Annotated in this window: 14 protein-coding genes; 6 read left to right on the top strand and 8 right to left on the bottom strand. The window is 48.9% G+C overall.

The window, feature by feature from the left end:
- Positions 1-13: 13 nt before the first annotated feature.
- A complete protein-coding gene (locus tag V7S65_RS30825; RefSeq protein WP_336389418.1) occupies positions 14-2,464 on the bottom strand; it encodes an ABC transporter permease in 2,451 nt (816 codons plus the stop codon).
- A 181-nt stretch (positions 2,465-2,645) separates the two neighbouring features.
- Here V7S65_RS30825 and V7S65_RS30820 point away from each other — a divergent pair, with 181 nt between their 5' ends.
- The gene (locus V7S65_RS30820) at positions 2,646-4,199 is read left to right on the top strand and encodes an MFS transporter (RefSeq protein WP_336389417.1); all 1,554 of its coding nucleotides are present in this window, start codon (positions 2,646-2,648) and stop codon (positions 4,197-4,199) included.
- A gap of 66 nt (positions 4,200-4,265) precedes the next feature.
- Entirely contained in the window at positions 4,266-4,658 is a 393-nt protein-coding gene (locus V7S65_RS30815) for a DoxX family protein (RefSeq protein ID WP_336389416.1), read from the top strand.
- A gap of 2 nt (positions 4,659-4,660) precedes the next feature.
- On the opposite strand, the gene V7S65_RS30810 is transcribed toward V7S65_RS30815, so the two are convergent.
- Positions 4,661-5,251, bottom strand: a complete 591-nt coding sequence (locus V7S65_RS30810; protein WP_079472377.1) for a TetR/AcrR family transcriptional regulator — start codon at positions 5,249-5,251, stop codon at positions 4,661-4,663.
- Positions 5,252-5,317: 66 nt separating this feature from the next.
- Here V7S65_RS30810 and V7S65_RS30805 point away from each other — a divergent pair, with 66 nt between their 5' ends.
- The gene (locus V7S65_RS30805) at positions 5,318-6,115 is read left to right on the top strand and encodes an alpha/beta fold hydrolase (RefSeq protein WP_336389415.1); all 798 of its coding nucleotides are present in this window, start codon (positions 5,318-5,320) and stop codon (positions 6,113-6,115) included.
- Between the two features lie 174 nt (positions 6,116-6,289).
- A complete protein-coding gene (locus V7S65_RS30800) occupies positions 6,290-7,108 on the top strand; it encodes an HAD-IIA family hydrolase (RefSeq protein WP_079472375.1) in 819 nt (272 codons plus the stop codon).
- Between the two features lie 38 nt (positions 7,109-7,146).
- Here V7S65_RS30800 and V7S65_RS30795 read toward each other — a convergent pair whose 3' ends face one another.
- The gene (locus V7S65_RS30795; protein ID WP_111580307.1) at positions 7,147-8,046 is read right to left on the bottom strand and encodes an NAD(P)H-binding protein; all 900 of its coding nucleotides are present in this window, start codon (positions 8,044-8,046) and stop codon (positions 7,147-7,149) included.
- A gap of 81 nt (positions 8,047-8,127) precedes the next feature.
- Here V7S65_RS30795 and V7S65_RS30790 point away from each other — a divergent pair, with 81 nt between their 5' ends.
- Positions 8,128-8,529 carry a winged helix-turn-helix transcriptional regulator gene (locus V7S65_RS30790; protein ID WP_079472373.1) on the top strand — a complete coding sequence of 134 codons (402 nt, stop codon included), beginning with the start codon at positions 8,128-8,130 and terminating at the stop codon, positions 8,527-8,529.
- Positions 8,530-8,540: 11 nt separating this feature from the next.
- Entirely contained in the window at positions 8,541-8,978 is a 438-nt protein-coding gene (locus V7S65_RS30785; protein ID WP_336389414.1) for a hypothetical protein, read from the top strand.
- On the opposite strand, the gene V7S65_RS30780 is transcribed toward V7S65_RS30785, so the two are convergent.
- The 5 genes from V7S65_RS30780 to V7S65_RS30760 form a co-directional block, all read right to left on the bottom strand.
- Complete coding sequence (locus V7S65_RS30780) at positions 8,975-10,054, bottom strand: hypothetical protein (protein WP_336389413.1); 1,080 nt, start codon at positions 10,052-10,054, stop codon at positions 8,975-8,977. The two genes, V7S65_RS30785 and V7S65_RS30780, sit on opposite strands and share 4 nt — an antisense overlap.
- A gap of 90 nt (positions 10,055-10,144) precedes the next feature.
- Positions 10,145-11,755 carry a glycerophosphodiester phosphodiesterase family protein gene (locus V7S65_RS30775; protein ID WP_336389412.1) on the bottom strand — a complete coding sequence of 537 codons (1,611 nt, stop codon included), beginning with the start codon at positions 11,753-11,755 and terminating at the stop codon, positions 10,145-10,147.
- Positions 11,755-13,107: a PhoPQ-activated pathogenicity-related family protein gene (locus tag V7S65_RS30770; RefSeq protein ID WP_336389411.1), complete on the bottom strand. Its 1,353-nt coding sequence runs from the start codon at positions 13,105-13,107 to the stop codon at positions 11,755-11,757. The genes V7S65_RS30775 and V7S65_RS30770 overlap by 1 nt, the downstream gene beginning before the upstream one ends.
- A 42-nt stretch (positions 13,108-13,149) precedes the next feature.
- Positions 13,150-14,859 carry a SusD/RagB family nutrient-binding outer membrane lipoprotein gene (locus V7S65_RS30765; RefSeq protein WP_336389410.1) on the bottom strand — a complete coding sequence of 570 codons (1,710 nt, stop codon included), beginning with the start codon at positions 14,857-14,859 and terminating at the stop codon, positions 13,150-13,152.
- A 21-nt stretch (positions 14,860-14,880) separates the two neighbouring features.
- Positions 14,881-18,330, bottom strand: a complete 3,450-nt coding sequence (locus tag V7S65_RS30760; RefSeq protein WP_336389409.1) for a SusC/RagA family TonB-linked outer membrane protein — start codon at positions 18,328-18,330, stop codon at positions 14,881-14,883.
- Between the last annotated feature and the right edge of the window lie 78 nt (positions 18,331-18,408).

Raw genomic sequence — 18,408 nt, 5'->3', positions numbered from 1 at the left:
AAAGATAATATGACTATTCTGCTTTCAAGCTTTTCACAGGATTAGCAAGAGCTGCTTTTACCGACTGGAAGCTGACCGTTACCAGTGCGATGAACATGGCAATGATGCCGGCCAGTACAAACATCCACCAGGAGATAGGCGCGCTGTAAGCAAAGCCCTGCAGCCACTTGTGCATGGCATACCAGGCAATGGGAGAGGCCAGCACGGCCGCAATGAAAACGTACCGGAGAAAGTCTTTGCTCAGCAGGGCCGCAATATTACTCACGCTGGCGCCCAGCACTTTGCGGATACCGATTTCTTTGGTACGCTGGCGGGCAGTAAAGGCGGCGAGGCCAAATAAACCAAGACACGAAATAACGATGGCGATGGTCATGCCGGTGTTCATGAGTTGTTCCATTTGTCGTTCCCGTTCGTAAAATTTGCGGATGGTATCGTCATAAAAGTGGTAGTCGAATTTTTCGCCGGGGTATACCGACGCATATGCTTTCCGGATGCCGGCAATGGTACGTTGCAGTTGTTCGCCGGTAAAACCGGCCAGCGACAGCTTTACATTTACAAACCGGCAGATATCCTGGGAAGAAGCGATGAAAACAGGCTTGATCTGATCGCGGAGCGCAACGGTATGAAAATCGGCCAGCACACCAACAACGGGTATGATTTTCCGGGACGGCCGGTCGCTCATGCCCGACTCTACAAATTTGCCGACCGCATCTGCCGGGTTTTTAAATCCTAACGCTTTGGCGCAGGTTTCATTGATCAGCACTTCGCTGATGGTATCGGAAGTGCGCAGGTTTCTGCCGGCTACCAGTTTCAGCTGGTACAAAGGCAGATAATTTTCATCGCCGAATTCGAGGTGGCAGTTTGCCCGCAGTTCGGTTTTGTCTGTGTATTTAAGATCTGTGCCCCAGTGGCCATTGTCGGACGGTGGCCCCTGGCTTAAGCTCACCATTTCCACCTGCGGCAGCAACCGGATCTTCTCTGCCAATACACCGGGAAGGGTTTTGGCATATGCGCGGTTGGTATCAAAGGTGATGATCGCATCTTTCGTAAATCCAAGATCTTTGTTCAGCATATACCTGATCTGGTTATTGATCACCAGCGAGCCTATAATAAATACCAGGGAGATGGTAAACTGGAAAACGACCAGGCCTATACGAAGATATCCCCGTTGGTTTCCTTTCACACCGGTGCTGCCTTTGAGACTTTGTACCGGTTTAAACGAAGACAATATTTTTGCCGGGTATAAGCCGGACAGCAGCGTGGTAAACAGCGTGAGGAGCAACAGGAACAGGAGGGTAGGCCAGCTGAATAAATGCAGCGACACACCGTCGGGCATAAACGAACTGAAAAGTTCCAGTAAAGGTTTTACTGCTAAAAGCGACAACAACACCGCTGATGTCGTAAGAAGGAATGTTTCCGTAAGGAAATATACCACCAGGCTCCGTTTGTTGCTGCCCAGCACTTTCCTGATCCCTATTTCTTTGGAGCGCTCCACTGATTGGGCAGTGGAGAGATTTATAAAGTTGATGGCCGCAATGATCAGTATAAATAACGCGATGGCCATGAGGCCATACATGGTAGGAAGATGTGCCTTATGCCCGAATTCATCCGTATAGTCGCCGTTGAAATGGATATCTGCCAATGGTTGCAGGCGGAAGGCTTTGCTTACACCGTCTTGCCCTAATACCCGTTCGTTGGCGAAGGCCGCCAGCTGCCTGTTCAGCAATACTGTATCAGCGCCCGGGTTTAGCTTTACATATGCCTGTGTGCCGCCGAACATGCCCCATTGACCGAACCCGAATTCATTTTCGAACGGACTGTTTTTTACCGAGGCAAAGGAGATAAAATCGTTGAAGAGGAAATCACTGTTTTGTGGAAGGTCTTTCACAATACCAGCTATTGTTAACGGGATAGAGTCGTTATAGTAGACGATTTTCCCGAGGTACTTTTCTGCGGGCAGATCGCCGAAGTATTTAACCGCTTTGCTGGCTGTTAGTACTACTTTGAAGGGCTCCTGTAAAGCAGTGCCGGGCTTACCGGCCAGCCAGGTATATTGAAATATGCTGAAGTATTCAGGGGAGGCAATCACCACATCAGGTTTACTGCCGCTTTCAAATTTCTTCACCACGCCGTTGCTGCCGGAAACAGCTACTTTGGGACGGATAGGATGGATAGCCGCCAGCGTCTGAACCCCTGCAAATTTGTTGGATAAAGTCTCCGGGGCCGAATCCGGTACACGGGACATTTTACTGATGCCGCGGTCCGGAGAATTGAGCTGCGATACAATCCGGTAAATATTTTCTTTGCCGGGATGAAAATTATCATAACTCAGTTCAAAATGAACACTGAGAAAAATCACGAGGCAGGCACTGATGCCAAGCGCGAGGCCAATCACATTGATGGCAGCATACACTTTGTTGCGGAGCAAATTTCTCCAGGCTATTTTTATATAACTTTTGAGCATAACAGGAAGTGTGGGATTGACAGCTAAAGAATGAAAAATATGCCAATAATAACAAGCACTGATATTGATAACGTTATGATTTCTTATTATCATGTTAAATGTCCGCTTGTGCAACCGGTGTGTCCGGAAATGAACAGGTAATGAAGGGAACATTTTAAGCAGTTGAACGTTAATGATTATCATGACAACCGTAGCACTCCGCAGTTCCGAAGGCAGATGGGTAATGGCAACCACCATTCTCGCCTCTGCTATGGCTTTTATAGATGGCACCGCATTGAACGTGGTGTTGCCTGCACTGCAACATAACCTGAACGCCTCTGCGACAGACCTGTTCTGGGTATTAAACGCCTATCTGCTCATGCTGGCTTCGCTCATATTGATAGGCGGTACATTGGGCGACAGGCTGGGCCGAAAGAAAATTTTTATGGCCGGCATCTTCGTATTCATCCTGGGTTCTGCCGCCTGCGGGTTTGCCGGCACTGCCACATTGCTGATCATTTTCCGCATGATACAGGGTATCGGCGGCGCGCTGATGATTCCCGGAAGTCTTTCTTTAATTACCTCTTCCATCAATGAAAATGAAAGAGGGAAGGCTATCGGCACCTGGTCGGCCATCACCACGCTGGTGACAATGGGTGGGCCCATACTCGGCGGCGCACTTGCCGATGCCGGGCTGTGGCGATATATCTTTTTCATCAACGTGCCGATTGGTGTGGCCGCCCTGGTATTCCTGGCATTGAAAGTAAGGGAGAGCAGGGAAACGGAAGGGGATCAGCGGCTGGATTATCCGGGCGCGGTGCTTACTGCAGCAGGACTGGCCCTGCTCACGTTTGGGTTTCTGCGGATGCCGTTGCTGGGCTTCCGTAATCCGGAAGTATACGGTACCATTGCCGGCGGTGTAATATTGCTGATTGTTTTTATAGTGGTGGAAAATAAAAGTCGCCACCCCATGCTGCCGGTGCACCTGTTTAAGAATTTAACCTTCACCGGTACCAACCTGCTGACGTTCTTTTTATATGCAGGTCTTGGTGCAGGAATGTTGTTCCTTTCGCTGGACATGGTGCAGGTACAGGGTTACACCCAGCTTCAGTCCGGACTTACCTTTTTACCCTTTACGGTATTAATGATCACTATTGCGCGTTTTGCCGGGAGTCTTGCTGATAAATACGGTCCCCGTTTATTCCTGGTGGTGGGTCCGTGTGTTGCCGGTGGTGGTTTACTGCTGCTATCTTTTGTAAAGCAAACGCAGGGCGCAGCTGATTACTGGACTACCTTTTTCCCCGGCCTGGTAGCTTTGGGATTGGGCATGTCTATCACCGTGGCGCCGTTAACTGCTGCCGTAATGGGTTCTGTGAGTGATCATTTATCCGGCACAGCCTCCGGTGTAAACAATGCCATTACACGTATTGCCGGTGTTTTTGCCAATGCTATTTTTGGTGCGCTGGCAGTATTGTTTTTTTCGGGAGCAGTGCAGCGGGAAGTTAGTAAGCTGCCGCTGAATAGCTCACAGCAGGAAGCGGTGATCGCGCAAACCGTGAACCTGGGCAATGCCTCTGTGCCTGCGGGTATCGACAGCGCGCATCAGGATGCCATCCGCAAAGTATATAAAGATGGCTTTATTGCGGCTTATGGAAATATTATGCGGTTGTCCGCAGGATTGGGCTTTATGGGCGGCCTGATGGGTTTTCTTTTTATCCGTAAACGGCCGGCTGCAGCGCCTCCAGCAGGGCAATAGAAATACCGGTTTACAGGTATTGTTTCCGGACGCGGCTTTTCTATATTTGTATAATAACTACTCCTGATGCAAAAATTCCCTTTCCTGACCCTGAAGCAATCGTTACTGATATTACGTATAGCTGTGGCCGTTATATTCCTCGCGCATGCGGTGGTGAGGATCTGTAATGGCACCATTCCCCAGTTTGCGGCGTTTATGGAAAGTAAAGGACTGCCTTTTGGCGAGGCATGGGTATGGGCCATCACTGTCTATGAAATTGCAGGCGGCCTGTTGCTGCTGCTGGGAATGTATACGCGATTGCTCGCAGCGGGGTTTATCATTTTGTTGCTGGTGGGCATTGTATTGATTCACGCCTCCCTGGGATGGTTTGTAGGGGAGCATGGTACCGGCGGGTGTGAGTATAGTTTTATACTTATTGTAGCTTTGCTGGTGATTGCCGCGGAGAAGCGGCAAGTTTAATCTCACCCAAATACAATCCGGTGCACCGACCAGCGCCAGGTTTCCAATATCGCTTCATTATCCAGCTTACACAAATCCTTCAGCACCGTAATAGATTCTATCCCGAAAAATATACTCAACGCATTTACCATGTGTTTAAAGGTTGCAGGATCGGTTGTTTTCCGCAATGGCTTCAGCGCTTCTTCTATCAGCACAATACGCCGGCCGGCCCTGGAGTAGCCACTTTTAGGATGAATGGATTCCGATATTACAGAACTGAGGAACAGTCTGAATTCCGTTTCATTTTTTGTAAAGAGTTCAAAATGATAATCGATCAGTTTATTGACCCGCGCTTTCAGGTCTTTTTCGGGGATGTTGGCAAATAAGTCGTCGCTTGTTTTGGCTTTGAGCTGCAGGGAGGCTTCCCTTCTTAATACTTCTGTTCCTGTAAAATAGCGGTAGGCCGTGGCTTTGGAGATACCGGCTTCTTTGGCTACCAGTTCCACGCTGATGTCCTTTCCCTGTAACAGGAGAGTGTTGGCCACTGCTATCAGCGTTTCCCGTGTTTTTAATTTCTGCGCAATCCTGCCCCCGTCCAATGATAATTTCGCCATGCGGTTTTTAAAGTTTGATTTTAGATATAAAGGTATTACTTTCGTGAGACTAAAGTATCATTAATTATGAAACAGCATATGAAGATAAGGGGAATCAATGTAGTATACGATGATTATGGTAGTGGGGAAACGATTGTATTTATCCACGGGCAGCCATTTAACCGCAGTATGTGGGACCCGCAGGTGGCAGCCTTTAAAAGCGGCTACCGGTTGATAGTGCCCGATTTGAGGGGATATGGCGAAAGTGAAATTCCTGCGGGGATTACATTATTGGATGAACTGGCGCTGGATATTATTCATTTGCTGGAGGCCCTGAAAATAACAAAGGCCACGTTTGTGGGGCTGTCGATGGGCGGGCAGGTGGTTTTTGAATTGTACCGGTTAGCGCCGCATTTGTGCAACGCCCTGGTGCTGGCAGATACCGATGCAAAGTCGGAGAGTGCACAAAGTTACCAGGCGCGGTTGCAGTTATCAAAGGATTTAGTGGAGAAAGGGATGTCCTTTTATACTGATCGACACCTGCATCAGTTTCTCGGCAAAACTACGATGGCAGAGAAACCGGCCGTAGTAGCGGATTTGCGGCATATGATGGTGACCACCAACCCGTTGGGGGCCTCTTTGGTACAGCGGGGCAGGGCAGAGCGAAGGGATCATACTTTGATGTTGCCGGATATTCATTGCCCGGTATTGATTGTTGTGGGAGAAGAAGACGGCTTTACCCCCGTGGCCGTAGCAAAAGGAATGCAGGAACACATCAAACATGCACAACTCGTTGTAATAAAGGACGCTTCGCATATGCCCAATATGGAACAGCCGGAGATTTTTAATCGCCACCTGGAATTATTTTTACAGGGAATTAAATAGATCCGTTGTTCTTCTCACAAAAAGAAAAAAGTTTTTAATTTATTTTATTATCTTTAGGGGGAAGAATATCCAATTCTACGGATGCTTCACTGCGACTATACCGCTTCCTGCCTTTATTCATTCCATGAATTTTATTGAATCACAAACCAGTTCATTAACAAACATCTGATTGCTATGAAAAAAAAGGGATTTTTAATCGACATGGATGGCGTAATCTACAAAGGCAGCGAACCTATTCCCGGTGCTGTAGAATTTATTAATGGTCTGAGAGACAAAGGCCTTCCTTTCCTGTTCCTCACCAACAATAGCCAAAGAACCAGCAGGGATGTATGTTATAAGCTGAATAAGATGGGCTTTAAGGTAAACGATACAGATATTTTTACCTGTGCAATGGCTACCGCAAGATACCTGGCGTCCAAAAAAGAAAATGGTACCGCCTATGTAATCGGAGAAGGCGGTTTGCTGACAGAGCTTTACAATGCCGGCTATTCTATTGTAGATGATCAGCCGGATTATGTGATTATAGGAGAAGGAAGAACCATCATGCTGGAATCCGTTGATAAAGCGATCAACATGATCATGAAAGGCGCGAAATTGATAGCCACTAATCTCGATCCTAACTGCCCGATGGGCGATGGTAAATACAGGGCAGGTTGCGGCGCGCTGGTAGCGATGCTGGAATTTGCCAGCGGCATCAAAGCCTTTAGCGTAGGGAAACCCAGCCCGGTAATGATGCGCATGGCACGCAAAGCACTACAACTCACAACTGATGAAACCGTGATGATAGGCGATACAATGGGAACGGATATCCTCGGTGCAGGCTCTATGGGCTTTACCACAGTGCTCACCTTATCAGGCGTAACACATGAAAGCGACCTCGCACATTTTGGCTATTCGCCTGATTTTATTATCAAATCAGTAAAGGATTTGCTGGATGAAGAGTTGTTTATGAAAGTAATAGGAGAACCGGCACTCGCGGAAGCGGAGTACTAAAATAATTACAGGGGCGCAATGAATGCGCCCCTGTTTTTTTATTCAACACCTTGCAGGTAAACAGCCGCAAACTCTTCTGCAAAATGATGGAAGGAATGAATGCTGCCGGCCGCACTGCTCCTGTGTTCCCGGTAACTATCGAGCAGGTTGCCTTCTCTTAATGCCACTCCTATTTCTATTACATATACTTGGGCCATTTGCTCTGTTAGTCCGTTCTGCATCATACCATATAGCAGGTCGTTGTCAGAGAAACCAATCCAGGCAAGGTCCGGCTGGCCAATCGCTTTGCCCAGTACAGCGGCTACTTCGCCGCCGGTTATTTCATGGCCTATATAACGTATATGCTTGCCCGTGAATGATAAGGTATCCAGCGCTTCCGCGGCAACAGCCGCAATATCGCGGGGATGCGTAAGCACCATGTTTACACCGGCATCAAAATTATTGCCGATGATATGCTGCTGTTTTATCATAGGGATGCTGCCAAAAAAATTGGTGTAAAACATACCGGGACGAAGATGGAGTACATGCGTATCCGTTAGTTCGTTCAACCTCGCCTCTACATAGTGATTAGCGCCGGCAGGCCCGGGACCATCGGGCAGATGCGCGCCCACACTGCTGAGATTTACCACATACTTTACGCCGTTGTCAGCGATAGCGTTGGCATAGCCGTCGCCCACCGACCGCATATACTGCCTGATATCAGCAGCCTGGAAACCGGGCGGTATCATCGTATATACGGCATCGGCGCCTTTAAAGGCTTCGCGCAGAAAGCCGGGATCGTCTACAGATCCGATTGCCGGGATGGCTTGTATAGCTGTTATGGCGCTTGCCCGCTCCGGGCTGTGACTCACCACTGTAACGGTATGTCCTTTACTGATTAACTGCTGCGCCAGCGGCAGACTGATATTTCCTAATGATCCTGTAAGTGTAATGTTCATGATTTGTTTGTTTATGTAATGCTTGCACAAAAGTAAAATTGTACTTACTTTTGTACAAGTACTTACCCTATAGTATGTATCATGACCAAAGTAAAAGAAACCTCTGTAATACAGGCAAACAAACAGGCGGCATTTAACGAATGCCCCGTTACTTATGTAATGGAGAAGATTGGCGGATACTGGAAACCCATTATCCTGTTCCAGTTGCTGTCGGGCAGTAAACGCTACAGCGACCTGAGAAAGGCCATTCCCGCTATCACCGAAAAAATGCTGATCCAACACCTGAAACAACTGGAGGCAGATAACCTGGTAGTACGTATAGCCAAACCCGTAGTGCCGCCACATGTTACCTACAGCTTAACAAAAACAGGCGCTAACTTAAAACCTGTTTTATATGCAATGGCTGTATGGGCCGTATCAGACAGTAAAGAAAATTCAAAGGTATTCGCCAGGAATCTGAAGAACTTCCCCGGCATTAATTAAACGATATCATCATGAAGAAAATCCGTTTGTTATTGTGCAGCATGCTCCTCACAGGATATGGCGCTTATGCGCAACAAACACCCCCCACAAACCAACTGCGGGAAGGTACCCATAACTTTACGCTCCAGTGGATAGGCTGGGATAACCCCGGTAAAGTACAGATAAAGAAAAACAAGGACGGTAACTACACCGTGAAAGGGGAACAACGCGACACGCAGAATGGCGGCTTCGTTACCATCGACGGCGTATTAAAAGTAGTGTCTCCCCGCGAACTGACTTTTGAAGGCACCATCCAAACGATGGATAAATCACTGAACGGCGGAAAGGTATGCGACAAAACAGGCACTTATCATTTCCTGGCCAAAGGTGCGCGTAAATACTGGCGCCTGCAGGAAATGGATAACTGCGAAGGAAATAATGTAGTGGACTATGTAGATATTTTCTTTTAAAGAGTAGTGTCCGTTGCTTTTATTTCCGGTAGTTCATATACCCTGATCTCGCCGGCGCTATGCGTAACGACCAGCTGCCCCCGTTTATTTAACAGCAGGGTTACAATATCCCCGCCGTAATCAACAATAGCTGCCGGGTTGGTGGTGGGCCTTCCGTCCGCATCATACGCCCTGATATCGCAGCCTTCCGGCAACAGCTCGCCAAAACAGGTGAAGGTGTGCCGGTCGATCAGCAGCAATCTTCCAAAGCGGGTAAAGGCCACTAAAGTATCGTTGTTAATAAACAGCACCGTGTAATTGACATTGTCGGGATCTTCCGCAGCTTTGTAGCGGTCGTTGATATTGAACAGCGCTTCCTGCGATAGCTCCGCCGTTTTTTCCATGCCGGGAAAGGAAAACAATTGTATGGCTTCCTCGTAATGTGGTCCTGTAACAAAGGCTTTTCCATCGGGCGAAAAATTGCCGGCCACGCTGTCGTTGCACTGCGTCAATTCTTCCAGCATCATTTTATCATCGCTGAATTGAACAAGATACAAGGTGATGTCGTCCTGACCGGCAGGCGTTTCGATGAGGAACTTTTCTTTATCCGGTGTAGCATGAAAAACATAGCTGCGTTCCTGGCTGGCTTCCAGCGGGAGGCTATTTATGATCGTAAAATCAGAGAGGCGGAGCATCTGCAAAGTATCCTGATCGCCGGGAGATACAAACCACATATATCGTGTATCCGCAGAAAAGAAGCAACCGGACCCCAGGAAATGATACCAGGGTGCATGTTCGTATTGCCACAGCAACTGACCGTTATTATCTGTTATCCTTACAGCCGTTTCACCGGAAAGCGCTATTAGCTTACCATCCGGGGAAACTGCTGTTTCGCAGGTAACGTAATGCGTGGTTTGCGCCTGGAGGTCTTTACGCCATACTTCGCGCAGCGAGGCATCCAGCAGCATCACTTCCGGGCGCGCACTGAAATTGAGGAGATATCCGCCGTTTGTTAAAGTGGTGATGCCCGCCGGGTTTTCTCCCAGTGGTAGTTGCAGGTGAATAGGTAGTGATATACTTCTGAAAGGTGCAGCCATGATTTCTGTAGAATAAGAAATCAAAGGTAGCGTTCTTTCAAAAAAAAATCAGTGGTAGTCTTTTATGGGAAAAGATTACCACTGATTTTTTTATTCTGCAGGATAATACTGCTTCAGCCAGGTGACCAGCTTGGAGAATACATCTATCGCAGCAGTGCCGCCAACACCATGTTTCTCCTGCGGGTATAGTTCCAGCTGTGTGGGGATGCCCAGTGCAATGAGCTTGTCGTGCAGCTTCACCGCCTGACTTACATGTACCAGCGGATCTTCACCGCCATGAAATAAAATAGTAGGTACGCCGCTTTCTTTTGTAAGCCGGTAATAAGGGCTGGCATCAGCAGCAATTTTAGCCGCAGGGTCAGGCTCACCGAGTAAGCGTACTACCTTTTCATCGGCGTCTTTATTTTCCTGCCTTACTTTTTTGTCGGTGAAATCGGTAGGGCCCCAGAGGTCCACCACGGTTTTTACCTGGCGCAAACTATCCATTGCATAAGCGTATTGCAAAGCGAGGTAGCCGCCGGCGCTGCCACCCATGAGGGCAAACTGGCTGCCATCGAATTGTAGTTTTTTAGCCTTGGAAGATATAAACTCCAATGCCTTACGTACATCTTCAAGTTGGGCAGGGTAGCGGTCTTTACCATCGCGGATAAGGCGGTAGTTCATGGATACTACGCCATAATGCAACCGTCCAACCAGTTCGTCGATGAGTTCTTTGGGCAGTTCTTTTTTGTCGCCGCCGGTCCAGCCGCCGCCATGCAGGTACACAATAATTTTAGTGCCGGCTTTGTGGTTGTCCGGCATGTAGGCGTCCAGTGTGTTATCGTCCCCGGCGTCGCCATAGGACACGTTGCGTAAGGTGCGGTAGGTAGGCGTCGCTTCGGTGATGGTGTTGCCAGCCGCTATGCCATCCCGGAGATGTTGTGTGTTGAGATAACTGATCAGCGCTTCCGGATGGTCTGTTTGTACGCCCTGAATGCCTTTGTTCATCGCGGTCTTCCAGCTGTCCGGCCCTTCATCGGGCGACTGTACATCCAGCCATACTGCGGTGTTCTGCTTACGCGCAACGGCCAGCATTGCCGGATCGGTAATATTATCTAGTACGGCTATACGAATATTTTTCAGGAAGAATTCCAGTTGCTCCGGCGTTTTTACTTCGTCCGGCAGACTGGTCATCAGCGGCGCTTCCGGGGCTGTTTTCTTCCAGGCTTTGTATTGGTCTTTTTCATTGAGATAAACTACTACCTGTTTTTCCATGCCGGCGGCCTGTAGTTGTTTCCAGGTTTCCGGTACATCGGCGGCTTTAAAATCGAGGTAGATGTTCAGTTTACCTTTGCATGCCTGCAACGCTTCTGCGAAGGTGGGCACGCGGTATACTTTTCCATCAGTACTGCGTACCTGTAGTTTTTTGATGTCCGCCAGCGTGAGGTCTGTTACATTGCCGGTACCATTCGTCATTTTATCTACGGTGGCGTTGTGCATGAGGATCAGCTGCCCGTCTTTAGTGGTGCGGAGGTCCAGCTCGGCGTAATCAGCGCCGCAGCGGATGGTTTCTTCTATAGCCGCCACGGTGTTTTCAGGTACACTTACGTGGTTGCCGCGATGCGCTACCACAACAAATTTATTTCGTGTAGCCGGCAGCGTTTGGGCGAAGGCGGTAATGGCGAGGCAGCAGGTAGCGGCCAGTAATAACGTTGACTTCATCAAAGGATGGCTTTAGTATCGGTAACGAATACACGTGTACTAACGGTGTAGGTGCCGCCGGTGGCGTTCTGGTATTTCAGGTCAACGTAAAAGGCACGGTATCCGTTAGGAGGCAGGGTGGTGGTCACTTTTACTTTCGACTGATGCGCCAGTCCCAGGCTTTTGGACTCCCATTTATCATTGCGGAAGTCCAGGTCCGAAGAGTTGGCCGACCACAGGACTACATCCAGTAAACGGTCGGAGGTGGCTTTGGCAGTAAGCCGTACTTTTCCGCTGTGCGTACGGGTAGTCCAGCTGCAATCGGGGTACGACTGCTTGCTCAGTGTCATCCCGAAGAAAGCGCTGAGTCCCTGGAAAGCCTGTACTTTATCGCCGAGGTTATGACCGGCATTGGGTACGTAGTTGATCAGGTTTTTACCGGGAATGCTGTCGATGTAATTCTTGATATTATCCACTACCCAGTATTCATCGTTGGTGCCCATGAATATCATTTTGGGTATAGACAGGCTGCTTCTGTAGGAGTAAGGATCAATCATGGTGTTGATAGCCATGCCTTCGGTGGTATGAGCCGTTTGGGGGATGCCCAGTTTCACGTAATCTTCTATCTGCACACTATATTCTTTCCAGGTTTTGATCTGGTAATCCAGGCTTACAGGCATATTGAGCACATCGATCACCATTGGCGCAATGGCCACCACACGGTTATCGTTGGCGCCGGTGAGCCAGGTAGTCCAGCCGCGTTTGGAAGCGCCGGATACCACAAAGCCATTCACTTTACGGTTCAGTTGTTTGTTCGCAAATTCCTGGATCACATCCATTGCACGTACGGCACTCTTTACCATTGGAAACAGCAGTGGCCAGTTGTAATCACCATCTTTCTTAAACTGGTGAAGGGTGTAAGAGATCAGCGCATCTTCCGTTAGCTTACCAAAGAGCGGCTGGTTGGGTGTTTGCCGTAATACGGCTGTTACGGCGTGATTCACTGCAGCTATTTTTCCCATTTGCTGGTACAGTTCATCCGTAGGGCCGTTCCAGTTAGGGAGTCCTTCTTTCACGGAGCCACCGGTAATAAACAGCAATGCGCCGTCGTATTTAATTTCGTCGGGCACAAAAATGGTGAGCTGGTGTTTCCAGGTGTATTCCCGCCACTTTTGCGAGGTAAGGAGTACGTTATAGCCTTTGCCGTTAGTAACGTTGAAAGAATCTTTCAGTTCCCATTTGAACGAAGTATCTCCGTTGTTCAGGTAGCTTTTCAGCGCATTGGCAGGTGTTACGGTTTGCTGTGCAAAGGCGTTCGCCTGGCTTAACAGGAGAGCAAACGCGGTGGCAGCATGTAAAAAGAGTTGCTTCATATCCAGGTAGCATTGTTTTAAGGGTTGATGAAATATAAGAAATTACCAGGGTTTTCCGGTGCCCTGAATAATCCAGGGTTTTGACCACGGACTATTTTTGCTGCCATTGGCGCCAAAAGACGAGTAAGTGGTTACTTCCAGTCGGCCTGCAGCCACTTCCATATTGGCTTTGTTCAGGTTACGTTCTTCCAGCATATAGTACAAACGTACAGGTACTACGGGCGCTTTCGCATAGGGACCGGCCTGCAACACCGGGTAGCCTGTTCTTTTATAATCGGCCCATGCTTCGGTAGCGGCAGTCCAGCTGGCGATCCATTTTTGCAGGATGATCTGTTCCTGTGTATGATTAAATTTCACGGCAGGCTGCGCAAGATAAGCTGCGCTGCTGCCGGCCACTCCCCATACATTCAGCGATGCCTGAACGCCTGCGTTGTAATGCGCTTCCGCATCACCGGCCGCCCATCCTTTCACCGCTGCAGCTTCCGAAAGAATAAAATGTACTTCCGATGCGGAAATGATCCTCGACTTCAACAACGGTCCTTTCGGTTGTTTATAGATATCGTTGAGCCACGAAACATGCGGGTTCCTTGATGCCTGGCTGGCATCGGGACTGAGGTTATATACCGCCGGGCCGGAAATAGCCGGGGGAAGTCCCACGTAATTTTCATCCTGGTTAATATCATTGATGGTAAGTCCTTTGGAGGCCAGCACATCGGGCGAGATGTATCTTACCTTCCGCGGTTCTCCTGCTATCACGGTGTCTGTGGCTTTATACACGTTGCCGGTGCCGGCTGGTTTGGTATCATCTACCAATAAAAAACACTGTACTTTACTGGCCCATACGCCCAGCCTGGGATCGTGTCTTGATTGCAGCGCATTTACAAACGTGCTGCACATTTTTAACCGGCGGTAGTTGCTGCTGTCGGTATCGTAGGCCACATTCATGGGCCAGGAATCCGCATTGCTGTTGCCGGGGAACGACATGGTGGCATCTTCCGAGCCATCGATGTTGAGGATAAGCGGATATTGCGCAGGATCGGCTACTATTTTTTCAATACCGGCTTTTGCGATCGCCGGCAGCTTCTCAGACAGGCGCATATAATACCGTAATGCGAGGGAATTAGCCATTTTACGCCATTTCACGGGGTCGCCCTGGTAGTACACATCCACGGCGTCAATCGGGTTGGCATAAGCGCTTTTAGGCTTTGAAAGCAGGGCGTTTGCTTTTTCAAGATCAGCGAGGATGCCGGCGTAAATAGTTTGCTGCGGATCAAATACCGGCAGCGTGGTTTCGGGCGTACCATTTTCACCCTGCAGGGCGTAGGTGTAAGGCGCATCGCCCCAGAGATCCGTGATCAGGCCAAAGAGCAGCGACTTCATTACCAGCGCAACGCCCTGGTGCAGTTCACTGTTCAGTTCCACTCCACGTTTATATACCAGCTGGTTGTTTCTCAGTACGTCGTAATAGCCGGTCCAGCTGTTGGAACCGGACCAGTCGTATTCGTTGTGAGTGGTGGTCCAGCCATCTTTTTGCGTGTGCTGCATCACCCCGGCCATATCCTGGTAACCCAGGAATACCAGCTGGTACCCTGTGGTGGTGAGCACAGTAGATAACACCAGGTTGGGATTGACGGTAGCCGGATTGCCGCCGTTGGGATTTTCGTTCATGTTGATCAGGTCCTTTTTACAGGACGCAACAGATAAACAAAGGAGCCCGATACTGAGTATAATAGATTTACGCACTGTTTTCATATATCAGAGTTAAAGGAACACTTAAAAGGTGACGTTCAGTTTTGCGCCCACCGGGATAGCCCAGGGAGTAACATTGTATCTTTCAATACCCTGCTTAAACTGCATACCAGAGCCCTGTACAGCGGTAGAAGGCTGATAGGCATTTTCCGGATCGATGCCGATCTTGGCAGCTGTCCACAGGATAATATTCCTGCTGTATACCGAGAAGCTGGCGCGTTGCAACCTGGCGGTACTGATCAGTCGCTGCGGCAGCTCATAAGTAAGCGACACTTCTCTCAGCTTCAGGTATGATGCAGGAAATAAGAACGCCCTGGTAAACGACCAGGCAGTACTACCTGCATAAGGAAGCGTGAGGGTGCCATCGTTACCAAGATTTTCGAGATAGCCGGTAGGGTTGCCATTGCTATCATATCCTTTTGCTCTTACACCCGGAATAAATACGCCGCCATAAGGCAGCACATACGGGCCATAAGTAAAAGGAAAGCTGTTGTATTCAGGCGTAGGACCACCTACCAGCGGGAAGTTGTTGCCGGTAGGGATTACCAGCTGATCCTGGTGACTTACGAGATAGTCGCGCAGTTCCTGCCCTTTCATAGTACCGGGGTCCGTGAGTTTATCGAGGAACAGCTGCGAGTTGCCATGTTCTTCTCCATAACGATAAGTTTGCGATACAAAATCACCGCCATTCCTCCAGTCGAAGGTCATGTTCAGTGTAAAGTTTTTATAAGAGATGGATGTCTGGAAACCCATGATGAAATCAGGGTTAAAATTGCCAATCTTATTTTTTGTATTGATAGCATCTATACTTTGCCATTTACCGGTGTTATCCAATATGGGGTAGCCATAGTAAGGGGAGGATTTGTCTGTAACTGTTACCAGCTGTGCATCGTAGATGTCGCCGATATCTTCTCCCACATAAGTCCAGGCGCCGCCTTTTCCTTCTTCCCAAAGGGTATAATAAGGCATATCATCCGGCAGGGAAATGATGCGGGTTCTGTTTCGGGTGAAGTTAAAGTTCACATCCCATTTCCAGTTTCTTGTTTGCACAGGTGTGCCGCCAAGCGTTAATTCAATGCCCCTGCTCCTGAGCAAACCGGCGTTGATACTGCGGGAAGAGTAGCCCGAAGAAGGAGGTGTTTTAGGACTGAAGATCTGGTTCTTGTTTTCAACAATATAGTAAGTGCCTGAAAAATGCAGGCGGTTCTGAAACAGGTTGATATCAACACCGCCTTCATACGAAGTGGCGATTTCCGGCTTCAGGAAAGGATTCAGCAAGGTGCCGAAAGTGGTGAGCCGCGGTATATTTCCCCAGGCGCCCACGCTGCCTAGCGTAGCTACCAGCTGGTATGGCGAAGCATCGTTACCTACCTGTGCTGCACCGCCTCTTAACTTGATCATGTTGATATTGGAAGAGGTGATGTGCGCCATTTCATTCAGAAGTACACTCAGCGAGGCCGACGGATAAAAGTAAGAAGCCGCGTCGGGGAGGGTGCTGGACCAGTCGGTACGGCCCGTCACATCAAGATAGGCCATCCCTTTATATCCCACGTTGAGCATACCATAAATACTGTTCACGCCTTTTTCAAAGGTGCTGCTGTAGAAGTTGAGGTTTGCGGGAGAAATATTCTGAATCGTATACACACCGGGTGTATTAAGACCGGTACCGTCTTTAGTAGACGTGGTAACGTTGCTGCCTGTCTGGTACCGCATATTGCCACCGGCAGAAACGGACATGTCGAAATGATGAATGGCTTTTTTATAGGTAAGCAACACGTCCATGTTGCGCTCGTAGTTATCGATGTTGATGATACCATAAGCGCCGCCGGGATTATTCAGGTAGCTGTTGGAAATTTTGGTTTCTCTTTTTTCGCCATAGGTATCCAGTGCATACCGCGCCATGAAAGTAAGGGATGGCAGTATTTTCCAGTCGGCCCGGATATTACCAAACAGCCGGTCCCGCACAAACCCGTTCTTTACTTCATACGCGAGGAAGTAAGGATTATTGAATACGCCATTGTATTGGGTGCGTTGCTGTAATCCTTCCTGGCCCGGCATCCAGTAGTCGGCCAGGTCGCGCACATCAATATGCGGGGAGATGCTGTATACAGCCTGCAGCGGGTTAGCGCCACGATCGCCGGCAGCGCGGTTGTTGGAGTTATTGCGGCTGAAATCGATGTTGGTGCTTAGGCTGAGCTTTGAGTTTACCTGCAGACCCGAGTTCAGGCTCAATGTATTTTTATAGAGATCGGTGTTCGGGATGATTCCCTTGTTGGACATGTTCGCATAGGAAACACGATAGGAGATCTTATCATTGTTGTTGGCTACCGAAGCGCCGGCGATAGTAGTGATGCCGGTGTTGACAAAATTCTTCACATTATCTTTATGCGATACCAGCGGCATGGGGATCTTTTTGCCGTTTGCATCGAGCGGGCTGTTCCACTGCACTTCTTCATAACCCATATCCAGCTCGGCGCCAAAGGTGCCGTCTACATTTTCCTGGATGATGGTGCCGAAAGGATTAGTGAGCAGGTTGCCGCTGCGTGAAAATGGAATGCCTGCAAGTTGACCGGAGCCAAACTTCGTTTGCCATTTCAGGTATTTGTAGGGAATGTCGAATACGGAGTTTACATACGCATCAACAGTTACCTTATTTACTTTTCTGCCTGTTTTGGTGGTGATGAGCACTACGCCGTTGGCAGCGCGCGAACCGTACAATGCTGCGGCGCTGGGGCCTTTCAGGATAGTAACGCTTTCAATATTATCGGGGTTGATATCGGAAATGGCATTGCCATAGTCCACCATATTATCTTTACCGATCTGGCTGATGTTGTTCACGGTGTTGGCTACAGGTACGCCATCTACTACAAACAGCGGCTGGTTATCGCTGCTGAGGGAGGTAGCGCCGCGTATGATCATACTTACAGACGACCCGGTGGTGCCGGTGGAGTTAATAGTAACGCCCGCCACTTTTCCGGACATGGAGTTGAGCACGTTTTCCTGTGCTACCCGGTTAAATTCCTTGCCGCCCAGTTCTTCCACAGAATAGCCCAGCGCTTTCTTTTCTCTTTTAATGCCCAGTGCCGTAACCAGTACCTGGCTTAACTCTTCTACTTTTTTTTTCAGTACAACCGATAGTGATAATTTGCTGGAGTCGTTGATCATATACCCGCGCAGCGTATCGGTGGTGTAACCCATTTGTGATAGCACGAAATGATACGGACCACCTGCAGGGAGTTTGGCAAAGGTAAAGATGCCTTTTTCGTTGGTGACGGTGCTGGCCAGTACTTTATTATCTGCGTCTTCCATTTTCACCATTACACCGGGCAGGCTTTCATTACTTTCATTTTTTATCATACCAATAGCGGCAGGGCGTGCATTCTGCGCCACTGCGTTTCCGGCCATCAGTTGCCAGAGCAACAGCAGTAGCCAGATAATGGTGGTGGGGCGTGATTGTTTGATTTTTACATACATAATATGTTCGTTTTTTAGGCAAAAGGAAGTCCGTGCAGCCTCATGGAGGCTGCCTGTGTTGTAAGTATGGGAACTGTT

It is taken from the genome of Chitinophaga sp. CCNWYY40 (genome assembly GCF_037483205.1).
GTDB classification, from domain to species: Bacteria; Bacteroidota; Bacteroidia; order Chitinophagales; family Chitinophagaceae; genus Chitinophaga; species Chitinophaga ginsengisegetis.
This window is presented reverse-complemented; position numbering and strand designations above follow the sequence as displayed.

Coding starts and splice junctions, on each gene's coding strand:
- V7S65_RS30780 (WP_336389413.1), bottom strand. CDS start 10,054: ATGGCTGCACCTTTCAGAAGTATATCACTACCTATTCACCTGCAACTA.
- V7S65_RS30820 (WP_336389417.1), top strand. CDS start 2,646: ATGACAACCGTAGCACTCCGCAGTTCCGAAGGCAGATGGGTAATGGCA.
- V7S65_RS30775 (WP_336389412.1), bottom strand. CDS start 11,755: ATGAAGTCAACGTTATTACTGGCCGCTACCTGCTGCCTCGCCATTACC.
- V7S65_RS30770 (WP_336389411.1), bottom strand. CDS start 13,107: ATGAAGCAACTCTTTTTACATGCTGCCACCGCGTTTGCTCTCCTGTTA.
- V7S65_RS30810 (WP_079472377.1), bottom strand. CDS start 5,251: ATGGCGAAATTATCATTGGACGGGGGCAGGATTGCGCAGAAATTAAAA.
- V7S65_RS30785 (WP_336389414.1), top strand. CDS start 8,541: ATGAAGAAAATCCGTTTGTTATTGTGCAGCATGCTCCTCACAGGATAT.
- V7S65_RS30795 (WP_111580307.1), bottom strand. CDS start 8,046: ATGAACATTACACTTACAGGATCATTAGGAAATATCAGTCTGCCGCTG.
- V7S65_RS30800 (WP_079472375.1), top strand. CDS start 6,290: ATGAAAAAAAAGGGATTTTTAATCGACATGGATGGCGTAATCTACAAA.
- V7S65_RS30815 (WP_336389416.1), top strand. CDS start 4,266: ATGCAAAAATTCCCTTTCCTGACCCTGAAGCAATCGTTACTGATATTA.
- V7S65_RS30825 (WP_336389418.1), bottom strand. CDS start 2,464: ATGCTCAAAAGTTATATAAAAATAGCCTGGAGAAATTTGCTCCGCAAC.
- V7S65_RS30760 (WP_336389409.1), bottom strand. CDS start 18,330: ATGTATGTAAAAATCAAACAATCACGCCCCACCACCATTATCTGGCTA.
- V7S65_RS30790 (WP_079472373.1), top strand. CDS start 8,128: ATGACCAAAGTAAAAGAAACCTCTGTAATACAGGCAAACAAACAGGCG.
- V7S65_RS30765 (WP_336389410.1), bottom strand. CDS start 14,859: ATGAAAACAGTGCGTAAATCTATTATACTCAGTATCGGGCTCCTTTGT.
- V7S65_RS30805 (WP_336389415.1), top strand. CDS start 5,318: ATGAAACAGCATATGAAGATAAGGGGAATCAATGTAGTATACGATGAT.